Below are 15,324 nucleotides of genomic sequence, written 5' to 3'. Positions count from 1 at the left end.
GTCGATACACCCGTCGGCGCATGCAACGTAAAAAGGAGCATCCATGGAGCGCAAACCGGTGGTGGCCGGCAACTGGAAGATGAACTTCGACCATCTTGAAGCCACCTATTTCGTTCAGAAACTGGCATGGACGTTGCGTGATGCCAACTTCGACTTCAAACGTTGCGAAGTGACGCTCATGCCTCCGTTCACGTCGATCCGCAGCGTTCAGGTGCTCATTGACGCCGATCGTCTGAAACTCACCTATGGCGCTCAGGCCGTATCCGTGACCAATCAGGGCGCGTTCACCGGTGATGTCTCAGCCGATATGCTGGCTCGTCTCGGATGCAAATACGTACTGGTCGGGCATTCCGAACGTCGCAAGTATCATCCCGAGGATGATGCCAATATCGTCGATCAGGTCCGCGCCGTACTGACCGCGGGCATGCGACCCATATTGTGTGTGGGAGAGAGTTTCGAAGAACGCCGTCAGGGCATCGAACTGGAATTCGCTGTCGGACAGGTGCAGGATGTCATTCGGGATCTGTCCGATAAGGAAGCCGCTCATATGCTTATCGCTTACGAGCCGGTCTGGGCCATTGGTACGGGTATGGTGGCAACTCCCGAGTCTGCCCAGCAGGCCGCCTCGGCCATTCGTTCACACCTGAACGAGGTATATGGCGAGACAGTATCCGACAGGGTTCGCATCCTATACGGAGGGTCCGTAAACGCATCGAATGCGACCCAGCTCATGCAGGAGGGTCATGACATCGACGGATTCCTCGTGGGAGGCGCTTCACTCGACGCCGACGAATTTGCCACGATCGCGCGGCTGACGTCCAAGGCAGCGCAGAATCGTCGTTGACCCCTAGTTCCTTCATAGTTTTTTCCATTTCAACAACCGTTTATCCCGCATGTGGGGTATCCTTGCTTAGAGTCGTAATTCGGAGGTAACCGTGGCCATTGTCAAGATCGTTCTTGAAATCATCGTCGTGCTGGCCAGCATTCTGCTGACCCTGCTGATTCTTATGCACAAAGGCAAGGGTGGCGGCCTGTCCGACATGTTCGGCGGCGGCCTGACCGCCAATGCCGGCACTTCCGGTGTGGCGGAGAAGAACCTGAATCGCCTTACCGTCATCGTGGCACTTATTTGGGTGGCCATCATCATCGCCCTGGGACTCATGGCCAAGTACGGTCTCGCCTGATTCCCCTCATTTTCCTGCAAGGCCCGTGGCTCATGTTGCCACGGGCCTTATCATTTCATCATCGCTGAGATCCGCCATATAGGGCATTCCCCGTCCCGACCATTCACCGTGCATTGGCATGGAACGTCATTTGATTGTCCGCAAAGGAGAACCATCAACCATGACCGGTATCGAGCTTCCCCGTCTGATCGTCGCCGACCTTGATGGCACATTGCTTCATGACTCCGATACCTTCGAAGGACGGTTCATGACACAGCGAACCGTTGATACGATCAATCGCATGCACGATAGGGGAGTGCGGTTCGCGGTGGCAACAGCACGACCGGTCAGTACCGCACTTGCACTTGTCAATCGTCTTCCCGTCGACGCCTGCGCCTACCTCAACGGAGCACTTATCGACTTCAATCCAAGTCAATCCGATTACGATATGCTCACCGCAGGGAAAGTTTCTAGTGATGGACATGTGCTCAGACTCGGATTCTCTTCAACGCGCGCCTGCGAGGTGTGCCGTTTCCTGTTGGAGGAGTTTCCCGATATCCGGATCGGCATTGTGATGAACGATATCCGATACACCAACTTCGACGTACGAGAACTGTGGAAAACACAGACATTCCGGTACACGGACTTCACCGACGTCCCTGATGGAGTCGCCGACAAGATCATCATCTTGCCACAGCCTGAACAATGCGATCGCCTACGCACACTGATCCCACCGGATTTTGACGTAAGCATCAGTGAGGGCGTCATGTGGATGTTGATGAATCCGTTGGCCAACAAGAGTCACGCACTGGATCTGCTGTGTGCCAAATTGGAAATCCCCTTGAACGCTACAGCAACCTTCGGTGACGATCTTATCGACATCGCCATGCTGCAACGTGCAGGTAGGGGAGTGGCCGTAGCCAATGCTGTTCCTCGCGTATTGAACATCGCTGACGAGATCTGCCCATCAAACAACGAGGACGGTGTCGCGCAGTGGATCGAAGATAAATTGAACTAAACACCAGAGATTGCACATATACTGCATTGAACTTCTGAATCATTGGTGCGAGTCCCCTAGAGGAAATGCACCGTACAACTACCGATGCAAACGTTGAATACACGGCGTATACGGCATGTCGACATGTAGCAGACAGAAAGTTCAATTTACAAAGCTTTACATAGTCATTTTTCTATATCTTTAGAGCTAATTCTATCTAAACAAGCATAATGCAATCGTTTTCGTTTAGATTTACATCGTTTTCACACTATTTACAGATCATGTAAACAGTATATTGAACCTCTTCGTTTACCTGCGCACGTTTGCATTTGTCCGTATATTGAACTACTGAATTTCTTCTTACCGCGTCGTGCTACTGTGTTGAACTATTAGATCACTGATACTTGAACCTTCAAGGAGCGGTATGAGTCGGGAAACCTTCGCCAAGCGGTTGAACTCCGCCATGTCACTACGACATATGAAACAGATCGACGTGGTCCGCGCCGCGCAGAGAAAAGGACTCAAGCTCGGCAAAAGCCATATCAGCCAGTACGTCAGCGGTAAGACGGTGCCGCGCATCGAGACCCTGAGATTTCTGGCCGCAACATTGAATGTCAGCGACCAATGGCTCCATGGTGACGATGTTCCCATGGAACGCGGATCAGACGCTGATTCCAAACACGATTCGTTCGCACCCACATCACCGGCGAATGAATTCGTCACTACGGAGCCATCCGCCGCAGAATCATTGTCATCTCCGGCTTTTGACGACCGACCGTGCACTGAAACTCATCCCACCACACCATCCATCACCATTTCGGAAGGACATCCCATGCGTCGTTTTACCAAATCCACCAAACTCGATAATGTGCTTTACGACGTGCGAGGTCCGGTGGTCGATGAGGCCGCTCGCATGGAGGCCACCGGCACGCATGTACTCAAGTTGAACATCGGCAATCCAGCCCCCTTCGGATTCCGAACCCCGGACGAAGTGATCTACGACATGGCCCATCAGCTGCCCGACTGCGAGGGATATTCCGCATCCAAAGGACTGTTCTCCGCGCGCAAGGCCATCATGCAATACTCGCAGCTGAAGAATCTGCCCAATGTCAGTATCGACGACATCTATACCGGCAACGGGGTCAGCGAGCTTATCAACCTCTCGATGTCCGCGTTGCTTGACAACGGCGACGAAGTGCTCATTCCTAGCCCTGACTATCCGCTGTGGACGGCCTGCGTCAACCTCGCCGGCGGTACCGCGGTCCACTACCTGTGTGATGAGCAATCCGAATGGTATCCGGACATCGACGACATGCGTGCCAAGATCACGGACAAGACCAAAGCCATTGTGGTCATTAATCCGAACAACCCCACAGGAGCCCTGTACCCCAAGGAGGTGCTTCAGCAGATCGTTGATCTGGCACGCGAACATCAGCTCATGATTTTCTCCGACGAGATCTATGACCGCCTGGTCATGGACGGCCTGCAGCATATCTCGATCGCTTCCATGGCACCTGATCTGTTCTGTGTGACATTCTCCGGACTGTCAAAGTCCCATATGATCGCCGGATACCGCGTGGGCTGGATGGTGCTCAGCGGCAACAAGAACATTGCGAAAGATTACATCGAGGGCATCAACATGCTCACGAATATGCGTATCTGCTCGAACGTGCCGGCACAGTCGATCGTACAGACCGCACTCGGTGGTCATCAGAGCGTCAACGACTACATCGTGCCCGGCGGCCGCATCTACGAACAGCGCGATTACATCTACAATGCGCTGAACGCGATTCCTGGCGTCACCGCGGTCAAGCCCAAGGCGGCGTTCTACATCTTCCCAAAGCTCGATGTGAAGAAATTCAATATCACGGACGATGAGCAGTTCGCGCTCGACCTGCTGCACGACGAGCGTATCCTCATTACCCGCGGCGGCGGTTTCAACTGGCACGAGCCCGATCACTTCCGTATCGTTTACCTGCCGCGTATCGAAGTCCTCAAGGATGCCACCACCAAGCTCACCGACTTCCTGAGCTACTATCGGCAGTGAGCGAACCGACCGAACTAAGACGGTTTTGGAGCGTTAATCGAATAGGAGAGGGAGTCGGAGGTGTTTCTTCGGCTCCCTCTGCTGTTGGTTGATCTCATACTGATTGCGGCTTGAGCCGAACGTGCAATGGCATGACTAATCGATGAGCATAATGACGCAACGCCACCACTGAAGGCACAAGAGCCGATGAGAATAAACAACGCTTATTCCATCCTTCAACGGCCCATCCGAAAACAGCACTAATGGATTTCAGGCATGCAAAAGGGCTCCGACCCATATGGATCGGAGCCCTTGGCCGTCCCCGCTATGCGATTCCTGTTATCCGGTTCGCGTAGCGTTTAGGATTTTCAGCCGTTGACGCGGTCGATACCGGCCTGCACGTCGGCGAGCACGGAATCCCAGGACTTGATGAAGGCGGCGACGCCATCGGCCTCGAGCTTGTCGGTGACAGCCTTGAAGTCGATGCCCAGATCGGCGAGCTTGGCCATGATGGCGTGGCTCTCCTCGTAGGTGCCCTTGATGGTCGGGGCGCCGTTACCGTGGTCGGCGAGGGCGTTCAGGGTCTTCTCCGGCATGGTGTTCACGATGTGCGGGGCGACGAGCTCGTCCACGTACACGCAGTCGGAGTAGGCCGGGTTCTTGGTGCCGGTGGAAGCGAACAGCGGACGCTGCTTCTTGGCACCCTTGGCTTCGAGAGCGGCCCAACGCGGATCCTCGGCGAACTTCTTCTCGAACAGCTCGTAGGCAAGACGAGCGTTGGCGATGGCGGCCTTGCCTTCGAGAGCCTTGGCCTCATCGGTGCCGATCTCCTCGAGCTTCTTGTCCACAGCGGTGTCCACACGGGAGACGAAGAAGGAGGCGACGGAGCCGATGTGCTCCAGCGGGTGGCCGTTGGCGTCAGCCTGGGCGATGCCCTCGATGAAGGCGTCGATGACCTGCTCGTAGCGCTCGAGCGAGAAGATCAGGGTGACGTTCACGGAGATGCCCTTGGCCAGGGTGGCGGTGATGGCCGGCAGGCCTTCCAGGGTGGCCGGGATCTTGATCATGGCGTTCGGACGGTTGACCTTCTCCCACAGCTCCACGGCCTGCTTCTCAGTAGCCTCGGTCTCGTGGGCAAGGCGGGGGTCCACCTCGATGGAGACGCGGCCGTCGACGAAGTCGGTCTTCTCGGCGATCTCGCGGAAGATGTCGGTGGCGTTGCGCACATCGGTGGTGGTGAGCTCGCGGATGGCGGTCTCGACATCAACCTTGCCGAGCTCCTTGAGCTGGGCGTCGTACGGGCCGACCTGGCTCAGGGCCTTCTGGAAGATGGAGGGGTTGGTGGTCACACCGACGACGTTCTTGTCGGCGATGAGCTCCTGCAGGTTGCCCGACTCGATGCGGGTGCGGGACAGGTCGTCCAGCCAGATGGAAACGCCGTTGTCGGACGTGCGCTGAGTTGCAGCAGTCATATGTTTTCTCCTTGTTTCTTTCATTCCGGCTCCCCGTGATCGGAAAAGAGGGGAGCCGAAAAAACTTGTACCGGGTTACCGGAGATCGATCAGGCGTTGGCCTCGGCGATGGAAGCCTTGGCGGCCTCGACCACGTGCTCGGCGGTGATGCCGAGGTCGATCATGTTCTGAGCGCCGTCACCCTGCAGGCCGAACTGCTCGATGGACACGGCCTTGCCGTAGGAACCGAGGTACTTGTACCACGGCATGGCAACGCCGGCCTCGACGGACACGCGGGCCTTCACGGCAGCCGGAAGCACGGCTTCCTTGTACTCGGCGTCCTGCTCCTCGAACCACTCGAGCGACGGAGCGGAGACCACGCGGGCCTTCACGCCTTCGCCGGCCAGGGTCTTGGCGGCTTCGACAGCCCACTGGACCTCGGAACCGGTGGCCATGAGGATGACGTCCGGAGTGCCCTCGGTATCGACGAGCACGTAGGCGCCCTTCTTCACGCCTTCCTTGGCCTTGGCAGCGGTCTCGGCGAGCACCGGGACACCCTGACGGGTCAGGACCATGGCTGTCGGCAGCGTGTTCTTCTTCTCGAAGAAGGCACGGTAGGCTTCGGCGGTCTCGTAGGCGTCGGCCGGACGAACGACCTCGAGCTGCGGGATAGCACGGAATGCGGCCAGATGCTCGATCGGCTGGTGGGTCGGGCCATCCTCGCCGACGGCGACGGAATCGTGGGTCCACACGTACAGGTTCGGGATCTCCATCAGAGCGGCAAGGCGCACGGCCGGACGCTCGTAATCGGAGAACATGAAGAACGTGCCGCCGAACGGACGGGTGTAGGAGCCCAGCAGGATGCCGTTGGTGATGGCACCCATGGAGAACTCGCGCACGCCGAAGTGCAGCTGACGGCCGTACGGGTTGCACACCGGCCACTGCTTGGTGGCGCACTCTTCAGGAGCGAAGGTGGCGGCACCCTTGAGGTCGGTCTTGTTGGAGCCACCGAGGTCGGCGGAGCCGCCCCAGAGTTCCGGCATGACGGCGGCCATGGCGTTCAGCACGGAGCCGGAGGCACCACGGGTGGCGACCTTCTTACCGACCTCGAAGGTGGCCTCGAGATCGTCGATGGCCTTGTCGAAGCCCTCGGGCAGCTCGCCGGCCTTGATGCGGTCGAACAGGGCGGCCTTGTCCGGGTTGGCCTTGCGCCACTCGTCGTACTTCTTGTCCCACTCGGCGTGGGCGGCCAGACCGCGCTCAGCAACCTTGCGGGCGTGAGCCAGGGCCTCTTCGTCCACCTGGAAGCTCTTCTCGGGATCGTAGCCGAGCAGTTCCTTGAGGCCGGCAACGGCCTCGGCACCCAGCTTGGAGCCGTGGGAGGACGGATCGTTGGTCTTGCCCGGGGTCGGCCATGCGATCAGGGTGTCGACCTTGATGATCTTCGGCTGGTTCGGAGCGGCGGCCTGAGCCTTGGCGATGACATCGGCAAGACCCTCGACGTCCTCCTTGTAGGAGCCATCGGGCTGAATGAAGCTGAACTCGTCGGTGTACCAGCCGTAGGCCTGGTAACGCTTGAGCACATCCTCGGCAAGCACCAGGTTGGTGTCGCCTTCGATCTGGATGCGGTTGGCATCGAAGATCACGGTGATGTCGCCGAGCTGCTGGTTGGCGGCCAGGGAGGCAGCCTCGCCGGAGATGCCCTCCTCGATGTCGCCTTCACCGCAGATGACCCAGATCTTGTGGTCGAACGGGGATTCGCCGGCGGGGGCTTCGGGGTCGAGCAGACCACGCTGGAAGCGCTGGCCGTAGGCGAAACCGATGGCGGAGGCCAGACCCTGACCCAGCGGGCCGGTGGTCATTTCGATGCCCGGAGTCAGGCCGTACTCGGGGTGGCCCGGGGTGCGGGTGTCGGCACCGCCACGGAAGTGCTTGAGATCATCCAGCGTCAGTCCGTAGCCGGAGAAGTAGAGCTGGACGTACTGGGTGAGCGAGGCGTGTCCACCGGAAAGGATGAAGCGATCGCGACCCTCCCACTTGGGATCGTTCGGATCATGCTTGATGAAGTGCTGGTAAAGGGTGTAGGCGATAGGTGCCAGCGAGACGGGGGAACCGGGGTGGCCGCTTCCGGCGTTCTCGACCGCATCAGCCGAAAGGACCTTGGCCATCTTGATGGCGCGCTCGTCCAGTTCGGTCTCCTTGAATTCGGTCATGGATCAACTTTCCTTCCAATCGGATGGAACCAGCGTGCCCGTTCTGGGCGCCGTGCATGCACGGACGAGTAGAACGTGCGCATTGGCTTCATTTGCCCTTTTATGCTAACCCAGTATGGAGACTTCCTCCAGCATTTCCCCACGTGAGTTGTGAATTAAATGTTCATGCATGTTCTTTTTTGTTTGATTAAGACCGTGCAAAAGTTCGCTTTTCGCCATCAGCTAGCAGTCGCCATCATCGAGTGCTAAAAAGGTACAGTACGGCGATTTTCAAAGGAGGTTCCATGGCCAACGAACGACGCATGTTGGTTCTCCGTGCCGTGATAGAGGACTATATTCGCACACAGGAACCGGTAGGTTCGGCGGCCTTGACACGCGGACACAAACTGGGTGTCAGCTCGGCCACCGTGCGCAATGATATGGCCGCGCTGGAGGACGAGGGATATCTGGTGCAGCCTCACACATCGGCAGGAAGGATCCCCACTGAAAAGGGATACCGGTACTTCGTCGACAAGCTCGCCACCGTCGTGCCGCTGTCCAAGGCACAGAAGCGCGGCATACGCACGTTCCTCTCCGGATCGGTGAATCTTGACGACACGCTCCGACGTTCGGCGCGCCTTCTCGCGCAGATCACCGGTCAGGTCGCCGTGGTCGCAAGCCCGTCACTGGCGCGATCGGCATTGCGCCACATCGAAATGGTTCCCGTATCCACGGTCACCGTGCTTGTCGTCGTCATCACCGATACCGGACGGGTAGAGCAGCGTACGATCGTCTCCGCCGGGCGGCCTTCGGACGACGTACTCAATCAGCTTGTCTCCCGTATCAACACCGTATGCCAGGGCGAATCCCTGCGACGCGCCGGTGACGACGTCCGGCTCTTCGCTCAGGACGATCCCGATCCATCCATACGCGCCTTTCTGGAAGCCACCGCACGAGTGCTCGATGAGCTTGCCACGCAGGAACAGGCCAGCAATCTGTATATGGCGGGTACCTCGCAACTTGCCCACCAATCAGCCTCCGACATGGCGTCATTGGCCTCCCTGTTCGACGCACTTGAGGAACAGGCCGTTCTGATGCGACTGATGACAGCACTGACCGAGGTCTCGCAACTCCACGGCGTAGGTATAGCCATCGGATCTGAGACCCACACGCCAGGACTTATGCACGCCTCGGTGATCACATCCGGATACGGGCAATCCACCGCCGGCACGACCGATGCCGAAGACGGTTCGACGAATGGCTCATCGGTCGAACCAGTGGCGTTCGTCGGTTCGATCGGCCCCACGCATATGGACTACGCGAGCACGATCCCCGCAGTCCGGGCTGTAGCAAAGTACCTGACCGAATTCATGAGGAACGAGGAGGGGAAGACCGACTCGGACGACGATACCGACTAATGCTCCGCCACACCTTGTGGCACAATATTCGACAGCGAAACCATAAACGACAATCACAACCGACGACAGGAAAGATCAGGAAGTGGCCGATTATTACGAAGTGCTGGGCGTGGATCGCAACGCCAGCGAGGATGAAATCAAGAAGGCCTATCGCAAGATGAGCCGCAAGTACCATCCCGACATCGCGGGCCCCGAATTCGAGGATAAGTTCAAAGAGGTCAACTCCGCATACGAGGTGCTCTCCGACCCGGACAAGCGCCGAATGTACGATCAGGGCGTCGATCCGAACAATCCGAACGCCGGCGGTTTCGGAGGAGCAGCCGGATTCGACATGGGCGACATCTTCGGTCAGTTCTTCGGGCAGAGCTTCGGTGGGGGTTCGCAGGGACCGGTTCCGCGAACGCAGCCCGGACGGGACTCCCTGGCCAACGTGACCATCGATCTGAAGACGGCCGTGTTCGGCGGCACTGCCCACGTGGATATCCGCACGATGTCGTTGTGCCCTGATTGTCAGGGAAGCGGCACTGTCAAGGGTGAGCAGCCGGTCACCTGTCCTGATTGCCAGGGTCGCGGTTTCGCGCAGAAGGTGGTGCGCACCATGCTGGGGCAGATGATGACATCGGCTCCTTGCGAGCGCTGTGAGGGCCATGGCACGATTATCCAGAATCCGTGTCCGTCGTGTATGGGACATGGTCGTATCCGTTCCAAGCGTAACGTTGGTGTGTCTGTTCCCGCCGGCATTTCCGATGACACTCGTCTCCGTCTGGCCTCGCAGGGCGAGGTGGGCGAGTGCGGAGGTGCTGCTGGCGATCTGTATATCGACGTGCGCATCGCCCCGGATAAGACGTTTGTGCGTGACGGCGATGATCTCCATTGCTGGATCGAAGTGCCGATGAGCTGGGCCGTGCTTGGCCACAGCCTTGAGATCGATACCTTCGACGGACCTCGGACCATTGAGATCCCGGCAGGCAGTCAGCAGGAGGATGTCGTCACGTTGGATGGACTGGGTGTGACTCGTCTGCGTTCCAAGGGCGAGCGCGGCGATATCATCGCTCACATCATGGTGCTGATTCCCACCAAGCTGAGCGATAAGGAGCGCAAGCTGATGGAGGAGTTCGCTGAGTCGCATGATGGTGACGCTCAGCATGTCACCCAGCAGTCGAAGCCTCGTCCGGCAGGTGGTTCTGGTAAGAAGGGCGGGTTCTTCTCCAAGCTCAGGGATGCGTTGAGCTGATATTGGTGTTTCTGTGACCGCGTGATTGGTTCCCATTGGATTGTGTGCCATTGGCGGGCTGATGTGCGCGGTAGTGAACGGGCCTCTTTCCGGGACATGTTCTGAGTCGCTGTCTGTGACTCATATGTCGTCATTGGATCGGGGCCCGTTGTTGTTTGTCGCTGTGTTTCCGTTCTGCTGCTCTGCGGATCGGTGGTTTAGCGAAGTAGTGAACGGCACATCGAACGGAATTCGCTGACGTATCCGCCGCCGAAGAACACGCAGTGGCCTGCAATGGGGTAGAGCTGCCAGAGTGTGGTGCGTTGTTCGTATCCGGCTTTGAGCGGGTGCACCGACTGGTAGCCGTCCATGATCTGGCCGAGGTATGACATGCCGAATAGGTGCAACATCGCCAGGTCTTCTTCGCGATGGCCTCCGTGTGCGGCCGGGTCGATCAGTACCGCTTCGGTATGGCCGTCGCTGTTTTTGGTCCACATGACGTTGCCGCTCCAGAGATCGCCGTGGATGCGTGCGGGTTTGTCCTTGGCTGCTCCGCCCAGCAGTTCTGGTAGTGCGTCCACCACTTCCTGGGCCATTTCATAGTCGTACTGGTCGAGTTCGCGGCGTTCAATGCCCATGCGAACCATCGGCAACAGTCGTCCTTCGGCGAAGTAGGTGGCGGGGTCGTCCCATTCTCCGGTGTCCATGGGGACGGGGTCCTGTAGTGGGCCGAAGTAGCAGGTTCCCTTATATCCGTCGGGAGCTGAGCCGAAGTAGGGGGCGCCGGTATCGTGCATGCGGGCGAGCGCAGCGCCGAATGCGTATGCCGCGTCGGCGGTGGGGGAGGCGGCGGTCACGCGTTCGATGTCGAGGTGGTCCTTGCCCCATTCGTATACGTCCACCACGCGGGGGCCGCCTTTGCTTTGCGCCTCTCCGAGCCATTGCAGGCCTCGTCCTTCGCATTCGAAGAATCCTTCCGGGGCCATGACGCGGCTCTTGCGATACTTGGACATCACATTCCTCCTTGCTGAAAACACCGCCCATATTAGGGCCGCGATCGTGCGGCCGCCACCCCGGTCGCCTACCCATATAGACACGCGACCGGCTCGTGTCCATTCCGTGAGCGGACACCCCTTTCTTCATCGTTTCTTAGAGGGGTGCGGCTATTGTGTTGCAACGTATCGTAGATAAACCAATCGAAAAGACGTAAGGGACAACGAGGGGTATATGAATTTCTTCCAAGCCATCGTCCTCGGTCTGGTACAGGCGTTGACCGAGTATCTGCCTGTATCTTCCAGTGCACATATTCGTATCGTCGGCGATCTGATGATCGGTTCGGATCCGGGCGCTGCGTTCACCGCCATTATTCAGATCGGTACCGAGCTGGCCGTTCTGCTGTATTTCCGCCGTGACATCATCCGTATTCTTGGCGCCTGGTTCGGCTCTCTGTTCGGCAAGGAGGGCAAGGACTGGAAGAGTCGTCTTGGCGCCCATAACGAGGACACCAAGATGGGCTGGTACATCATCATCGGTACCATGCCGATTCTTATTGCCGGCTTGCTGCTCAAGGATGTGATCGAGACTACGTTCCGTAACCTGTGGATCACGGTGACGGTGCTTATCGTCTTTGGTGTGCTGCTGTGGGTGTTTGATGCGCGTTCCAAGCAGATCAAGACCATGGAGCGTATGACGGTCAAGGATGCCATCATCTTTGGTATCGGTCAGATGCTCGCCCTGATTCCCGGCGTATCCCGTTCGGGAGGCACCATCACCTTCGGTCGCGCGTTGGGGTACACCCGTGAGGCCGCCGTGCGCGTGGCGTTCCTGATGGCCATTCCCGCCGTGTTCGGTGCAGGTATTCTCGAGACCGTGTCCGCGGTGAAGGATGTAAGCGCCTGCTCCGCAGGCGGCCAGGCTGCCGCCGAAGCGTGTGCGGCCATCGGCGCGTTCCCGGGTTGGGGTCCGACCATTGCGGCCACGTTCGTGTCGTTCTTCGTCGGCTATATCGTGATCATCGGCTTCCTGAAGTTCGTGTCCACGTTCTCGTACAAAGCGTTCGCCATCTACCGTATCGGTCTTGCCGTCGTGGTGGCGATCCTGCTCATCACCGGCGTGCTGCCGGCGATTGATCCGTCCGTCGCCGCCGCGGCCTGACCTCGGTTCGTTACGGGTCAGCAGCGCCAGTAGCGATAACGCAAAGCAAAGCGATAACGCAAAGCAAATCGTATAAAGCAATATAGGGTGATCGGTTCGTCTGGAACCGATCACCCTATATTGCCTTTCGTTCTATTGCGCGGACAGACTTCGACTGTGCCACGTGTCGATCATTCCTCCGGTGCCGCAGGATGGTCAAACGAGCGAAGGAACTCCTCGGTCTCCTCGACGAGCTGCTTGGCGTGGGGAGTGGGAACATCCCGTTCGCCGCTCTCGTCCATCATGCGTTCGAGATGATGCACGTAATCGCTCAGGTCATCGTTACAGCGGATGAGCATATCGGCCTTTCGACGCCATTTTTCGGCACGGTCGGCAAGGTCGGTTTCATCGAATCCCACGCCGATGATCGAGCCAAGTTCCTCCAGCAGACGCATGGTGCCTGCCGGGCAGTCGTCGCCGCCGAGATACTGGGGAATGGAAACCCATAGGGAACGGGCTTCGAAGCCGTCTTCAGCGGCCGCATAGTTCAGTACGGTGGGAATGCCCACGGGACCGCAGTAGGAGTCGTTCTCGGGGTCGTCATCGTCGCCGTCGGAATGGCTGACAGGCAGGGCTCGTGTATGCGCGCAGTCGGCGAACATGGCCCCGAGCGTGATGATGTCGGTCACTTCGCACTCGTCGGCGAACCGCAGCGACCGCTGGCAGTAATCGGACCAGTGGAAATTCGGTTCGGGACCCATCTCGACGTATACGGTGGTGTGTTCGTCGATGGTGACCTCATAGAACGTGGTTTCCGGCCAGACGATGCGTTTGCGTCCTTGCACATTGCACATCATCGGCCGGGAGGACTGGTAATCGTAATAGGAATCGCAGCAGATGTGCCCGATCTCCCTGGATTCGTAGACGTCCAGCAAATGGCGCACCGTATCGGTGGCTGCCTGACAGGCATCGTTCCATCCTCCGAACGCGGCGATCATAAACCGTCGTTTGCTCATACTCTCACTCATATCTCCACCCTATCGCAGCCTTGTGTTTTCAACGGTTGAGTATGCCCAGCGAGAACGGGGGAGACACCCGAACTCACGACCTATACAGATTGGCGACACGCCGAGTTTGCATGATCTTCAGGTGATCGCTATATTAATTACTCGTGCTTACGGCACCGGCCAGTCAGGTCGGGGTTGAAAACACATGCGGACATAGCTTAGTTGGTAAAGCGCGACCTTGCCAAGGTCGAGACCGCGGGTTCGAGTCCCGTTGTCCGCTCGAGTCCCACAGTTGGACCGCATGTGGTGGGTTAGCCAAGCGGTTAGGCAGCGGCCTGCAAAGCCGTATAGACGAGTTCGACTCTCGTACCCACCTCTCATGAGGAAGAAACACTCTTCCGAATGAACACAACCGGGCGGTTGGCGCAGAGGTAGCGCACTTCCCTGACACGGAAGGGGTCACAAGTTCGAATCTTGTATCGCCCACCAGATCGGCCTAGCCGATTTGACTAATTGAAGAGGTTCAGTTTGGGTGATTGGCGCAGCGGCTAGCGCACTTCCTTCACACGGAAGGGGTCGTAGGTTCGATTCCTACATCACCCACCGGTACTGGCAACAGTACTCTATGCGGACATAGCTTAGTTGGTAAAGCGCGACCTTGCCAAGGTCGAGACCGCGGGTTCGAGTCCCGTTGTCCGCTCTCGAATCGGTCGAGCGATCGACTGGTTCCGACACAACCGGGCGGTTGGCGCAGAGGTAGCGCACTTCCCTGACACGGAAGGGGTCACAAGTTCGAATCTTGTATCGCCCACGAATGGCCATTCGGTCACTTTTGCGGACATAGCTTAGTTGGTAAAGCGCGACCTTGCCAAGGTCGAGACCGCGGGTTCGAGTCCCGTTGTCCGCTCCAGATCACCGCTCTCCGGAGCGGTTTTTTGTTATCTGATTGTTTCTGATCACATGCGTGTTGTATCTCCTGCATTCCATATGCGCCCTGTTTGCCAAGCAGTATGAAGACAGTATCGTCTGCGCCATTGAGGTGATGCCGTCCCTCAGGAATGAATTCGATGCGGCATACGATCCAGATACAAGCGAGGAAAAGATGCAGAATACCATTGACTCGCATATGAACGTGCTTCCAGCGGATAAGCAGGAAGCACTCGGCAATTGCATGATGTATCAGACCGCAACACCCAGATCATTCGGCAAGGAGGCCAAGCCGATGGATCAGCTTACGGAACAGGAGCGCAAGGATCTGATCGCTCAGGGAAAACTGGTGGAGCAACGATGAGACGGTGACCTTCGAATACGGGCAAACGACAATGAAAACAATAGGAAAGAGACAATCGTCCGTTGTTTTGGACGGCCGCACTGATCAACAGGTCAACACGTTGTCGGGTGGTCAGTAGCAACGTGTGCAAATCGCCCGCGCTCTCGCATGCCATCCACCCGTGGTGCTGGCTGACGAGTCGACGGGACAGTTGGATCATACGACCACCACGTTGGTGATGAACGCGATCGCCAAGACACGTGATTTCGGCACGACGATGGTGATCGTGACGCATGACGATTATGTCGCCTCATACTGCGAGCGCATCGTACGTCTGGAAGACGGTAGCGTGCATTCCGTCAAGGGCGATGACGGCACGTCGCATGGCTTCGGCGAGAGGATGCGCGATGCGTAGCGGGAGAGGCGGAGAGCGTCGGAGGCACGGTCGAAGTCA

At 58.0% G+C, this 15,324-nt stretch carries 13 protein-coding genes and 7 tRNA genes; 16 read left to right on the top strand and 4 right to left on the bottom strand.

Translation table 11 applies throughout. The annotated features are described in order from the left end of the window. Window positions 1-43: 43 nt before the first annotated feature. From tpiA to EP30_RS05495, 4 genes are all read left to right on the top strand, one after another. Window positions 44-844 (top strand): triose-phosphate isomerase, encoded by an 801-nt coding sequence (tpiA, locus tag EP30_RS05510; RefSeq protein WP_094664420.1) that lies wholly within the window; start codon window positions 44-46, stop codon window positions 842-844. A 91-nt stretch (window positions 845-935) separates the two neighbouring features. Beyond that, window positions 936-1,184 (top strand): preprotein translocase subunit SecG, encoded by a 249-nt coding sequence (secG, locus tag EP30_RS05505; RefSeq protein ID WP_093959502.1) that lies wholly within the window; start codon window positions 936-938, stop codon window positions 1,182-1,184. A gap of 160 nt (window positions 1,185-1,344) precedes the next feature. Then, window positions 1,345-2,181, top strand: coding sequence for an HAD family hydrolase (locus tag EP30_RS05500; RefSeq protein ID WP_140556836.1), 837 nt, complete (start codon window positions 1,345-1,347; stop codon window positions 2,179-2,181). Window positions 2,182-2,584: 403 nt separating this feature from the next. Next, a complete protein-coding gene (locus EP30_RS05495; RefSeq protein ID WP_094664424.1) occupies window positions 2,585-4,207 on the top strand; it encodes an aminotransferase class I/II-fold pyridoxal phosphate-dependent enzyme in 1,623 nt (540 codons plus the stop codon). Window positions 4,208-4,554: 347 nt separating this feature from the next. Here the strand turns inward: EP30_RS05495 and tal are convergent, their stop codons facing one another. Both tal and tkt read right to left on the bottom strand, forming a co-directional pair. After that, window positions 4,555-5,658: a transaldolase gene (gene tal / locus EP30_RS05490; protein WP_094664426.1), complete on the bottom strand. Its 1,104-nt coding sequence runs from the start codon at window positions 5,656-5,658 to the stop codon at window positions 4,555-4,557. 89 nt (window positions 5,659-5,747) lie between these two features. Continuing rightward, complete coding sequence (gene tkt / locus EP30_RS05485; protein WP_094664428.1) at window positions 5,748-7,850, bottom strand: transketolase; 2,103 nt, start codon at window positions 7,848-7,850, stop codon at window positions 5,748-5,750. A gap of 284 nt (window positions 7,851-8,134) precedes the next feature. Here tkt and hrcA point away from each other — a divergent pair, with 284 nt between their 5' ends. Then, a complete protein-coding gene (gene hrcA, locus EP30_RS05480; protein ID WP_094664430.1) occupies window positions 8,135-9,247 on the top strand; it encodes a heat-inducible transcriptional repressor HrcA in 1,113 nt (370 codons plus the stop codon). Between the two features lie 82 nt (window positions 9,248-9,329). Then, on the top strand, window positions 9,330-10,481 hold the full coding sequence (dnaJ, locus tag EP30_RS05475) for a molecular chaperone DnaJ (protein ID WP_094664432.1): 1,152 nt from the start codon (window positions 9,330-9,332) through the stop codon (window positions 10,479-10,481). Window positions 10,482-10,678: 197 nt separating this feature from the next. On the opposite strand, the gene EP30_RS05470 is transcribed toward dnaJ, so the two are convergent. Then, on the bottom strand, window positions 10,679-11,473 hold the full coding sequence (locus EP30_RS05470; protein ID WP_140556834.1) for a fructosamine kinase family protein: 795 nt from the start codon (window positions 11,471-11,473) through the stop codon (window positions 10,679-10,681). A 214-nt stretch (window positions 11,474-11,687) separates the two neighbouring features. On the opposite strand from EP30_RS05470, the gene EP30_RS05465 reads away from it, so the two are divergent. Continuing rightward, window positions 11,688-12,614, top strand: a complete 927-nt coding sequence (locus EP30_RS05465) for an undecaprenyl-diphosphate phosphatase (protein WP_140556832.1) — start codon at window positions 11,688-11,690, stop codon at window positions 12,612-12,614. Between the two features lie 170 nt (window positions 12,615-12,784). Here the strand turns inward: EP30_RS05465 and EP30_RS05460 are convergent, their stop codons facing one another. Then, window positions 12,785-13,621, bottom strand: a complete 837-nt coding sequence (locus tag EP30_RS05460; RefSeq protein WP_258185380.1) for a PAC2 family protein — start codon at window positions 13,619-13,621, stop codon at window positions 12,785-12,787. A gap of 186 nt (window positions 13,622-13,807) precedes the next feature. On the opposite strand from EP30_RS05460, the gene EP30_RS05455 reads away from it, so the two are divergent. From EP30_RS05455 to EP30_RS05415, 9 genes are all read left to right on the top strand, one after another. Further along, window positions 13,808-13,880: transfer RNA gene (locus tag EP30_RS05455), tRNA-Gly, on the top strand. Between the two features lie 25 nt (window positions 13,881-13,905). Next, window positions 13,906-13,976 (top strand) — tRNA-Cys (locus EP30_RS05450). Window positions 13,977-14,014: 38 nt separating this feature from the next. Next, a tRNA-Val gene (locus EP30_RS05445) sits at window positions 14,015-14,089 on the top strand. A 41-nt stretch (window positions 14,090-14,130) separates the two neighbouring features. Further along, a tRNA-Val gene (locus EP30_RS05440) sits at window positions 14,131-14,203 on the top strand. 24 nt (window positions 14,204-14,227) lie between these two features. Continuing rightward, window positions 14,228-14,300: transfer RNA gene (locus EP30_RS05435), tRNA-Gly, on the top strand. Window positions 14,301-14,339: 39 nt separating this feature from the next. Then, window positions 14,340-14,411: transfer RNA gene (locus EP30_RS05430), tRNA-Val, on the top strand. Window positions 14,412-14,434: 23 nt separating this feature from the next. After that, a tRNA-Gly gene (locus EP30_RS05425) sits at window positions 14,435-14,510 on the top strand. Window positions 14,511-14,702: 192 nt separating this feature from the next. Then, window positions 14,703-14,891 (top strand): hypothetical protein, encoded by a 189-nt coding sequence (locus EP30_RS05420; RefSeq protein WP_140556830.1) that lies wholly within the window; start codon window positions 14,703-14,705, stop codon window positions 14,889-14,891. A 124-nt stretch (window positions 14,892-15,015) separates the two neighbouring features. Then, a complete protein-coding gene (locus tag EP30_RS05415) occupies window positions 15,016-15,285 on the top strand; it encodes a hypothetical protein (RefSeq protein ID WP_140556828.1) in 270 nt (89 codons plus the stop codon). Window positions 15,286-15,324 lie beyond the last annotated feature (39 nt).

Source organism: Bifidobacterium sp. UTCIF-39 (assembly GCF_006408715.1).
Classification (GTDB): Bacteria; Actinomycetota; Actinomycetes; order Actinomycetales; family Bifidobacteriaceae; genus Galliscardovia; species Galliscardovia tissieri.
Note: the sequence above shows the minus strand (reverse complement) of the source record. Positions and strands in the feature narration are given on the sequence as shown.

What these genes read in the sequence shown, in the direction of transcription:
- tpiA (WP_094664420.1), top strand. Translation starts at nt 44, where the DNA reads ATGGAGCGCAAACCGGTGGTGGCCGGCAACTGGAAGATGAACTTCGAC.
- EP30_RS05500 (WP_140556836.1), top strand. Translation starts at nt 1,345, where the DNA reads ATGACCGGTATCGAGCTTCCCCGTCTGATCGTCGCCGACCTTGATGGC.
- EP30_RS05495 (WP_094664424.1), top strand. Translation starts at nt 2,585, where the DNA reads ATGAGTCGGGAAACCTTCGCCAAGCGGTTGAACTCCGCCATGTCACTA.
- tal (WP_094664426.1), bottom strand. Translation starts at nt 5,658, where the DNA reads ATGACTGCTGCAACTCAGCGCACGTCCGACAACGGCGTTTCCATCTGG.
- tkt (WP_094664428.1), bottom strand. Translation starts at nt 7,850, where the DNA reads ATGACCGAATTCAAGGAGACCGAACTGGACGAGCGCGCCATCAAGATG.
- hrcA (WP_094664430.1), top strand. Translation starts at nt 8,135, where the DNA reads ATGGCCAACGAACGACGCATGTTGGTTCTCCGTGCCGTGATAGAGGAC.
- EP30_RS05470 (WP_140556834.1), bottom strand. Translation starts at nt 11,473, where the DNA reads ATGTCCAAGTATCGCAAGAGCCGCGTCATGGCCCCGGAAGGATTCTTC.
- EP30_RS05465 (WP_140556832.1), top strand. Translation starts at nt 11,688, where the DNA reads ATGAATTTCTTCCAAGCCATCGTCCTCGGTCTGGTACAGGCGTTGACC.
- EP30_RS05460 (WP_258185380.1), bottom strand. Translation starts at nt 13,621, where the DNA reads ATGAGTGAGAGTATGAGCAAACGACGGTTTATGATCGCCGCGTTCGGA.
- EP30_RS05420 (WP_140556830.1), top strand. Translation starts at nt 14,703, where the DNA reads ATGCAGAATACCATTGACTCGCATATGAACGTGCTTCCAGCGGATAAG.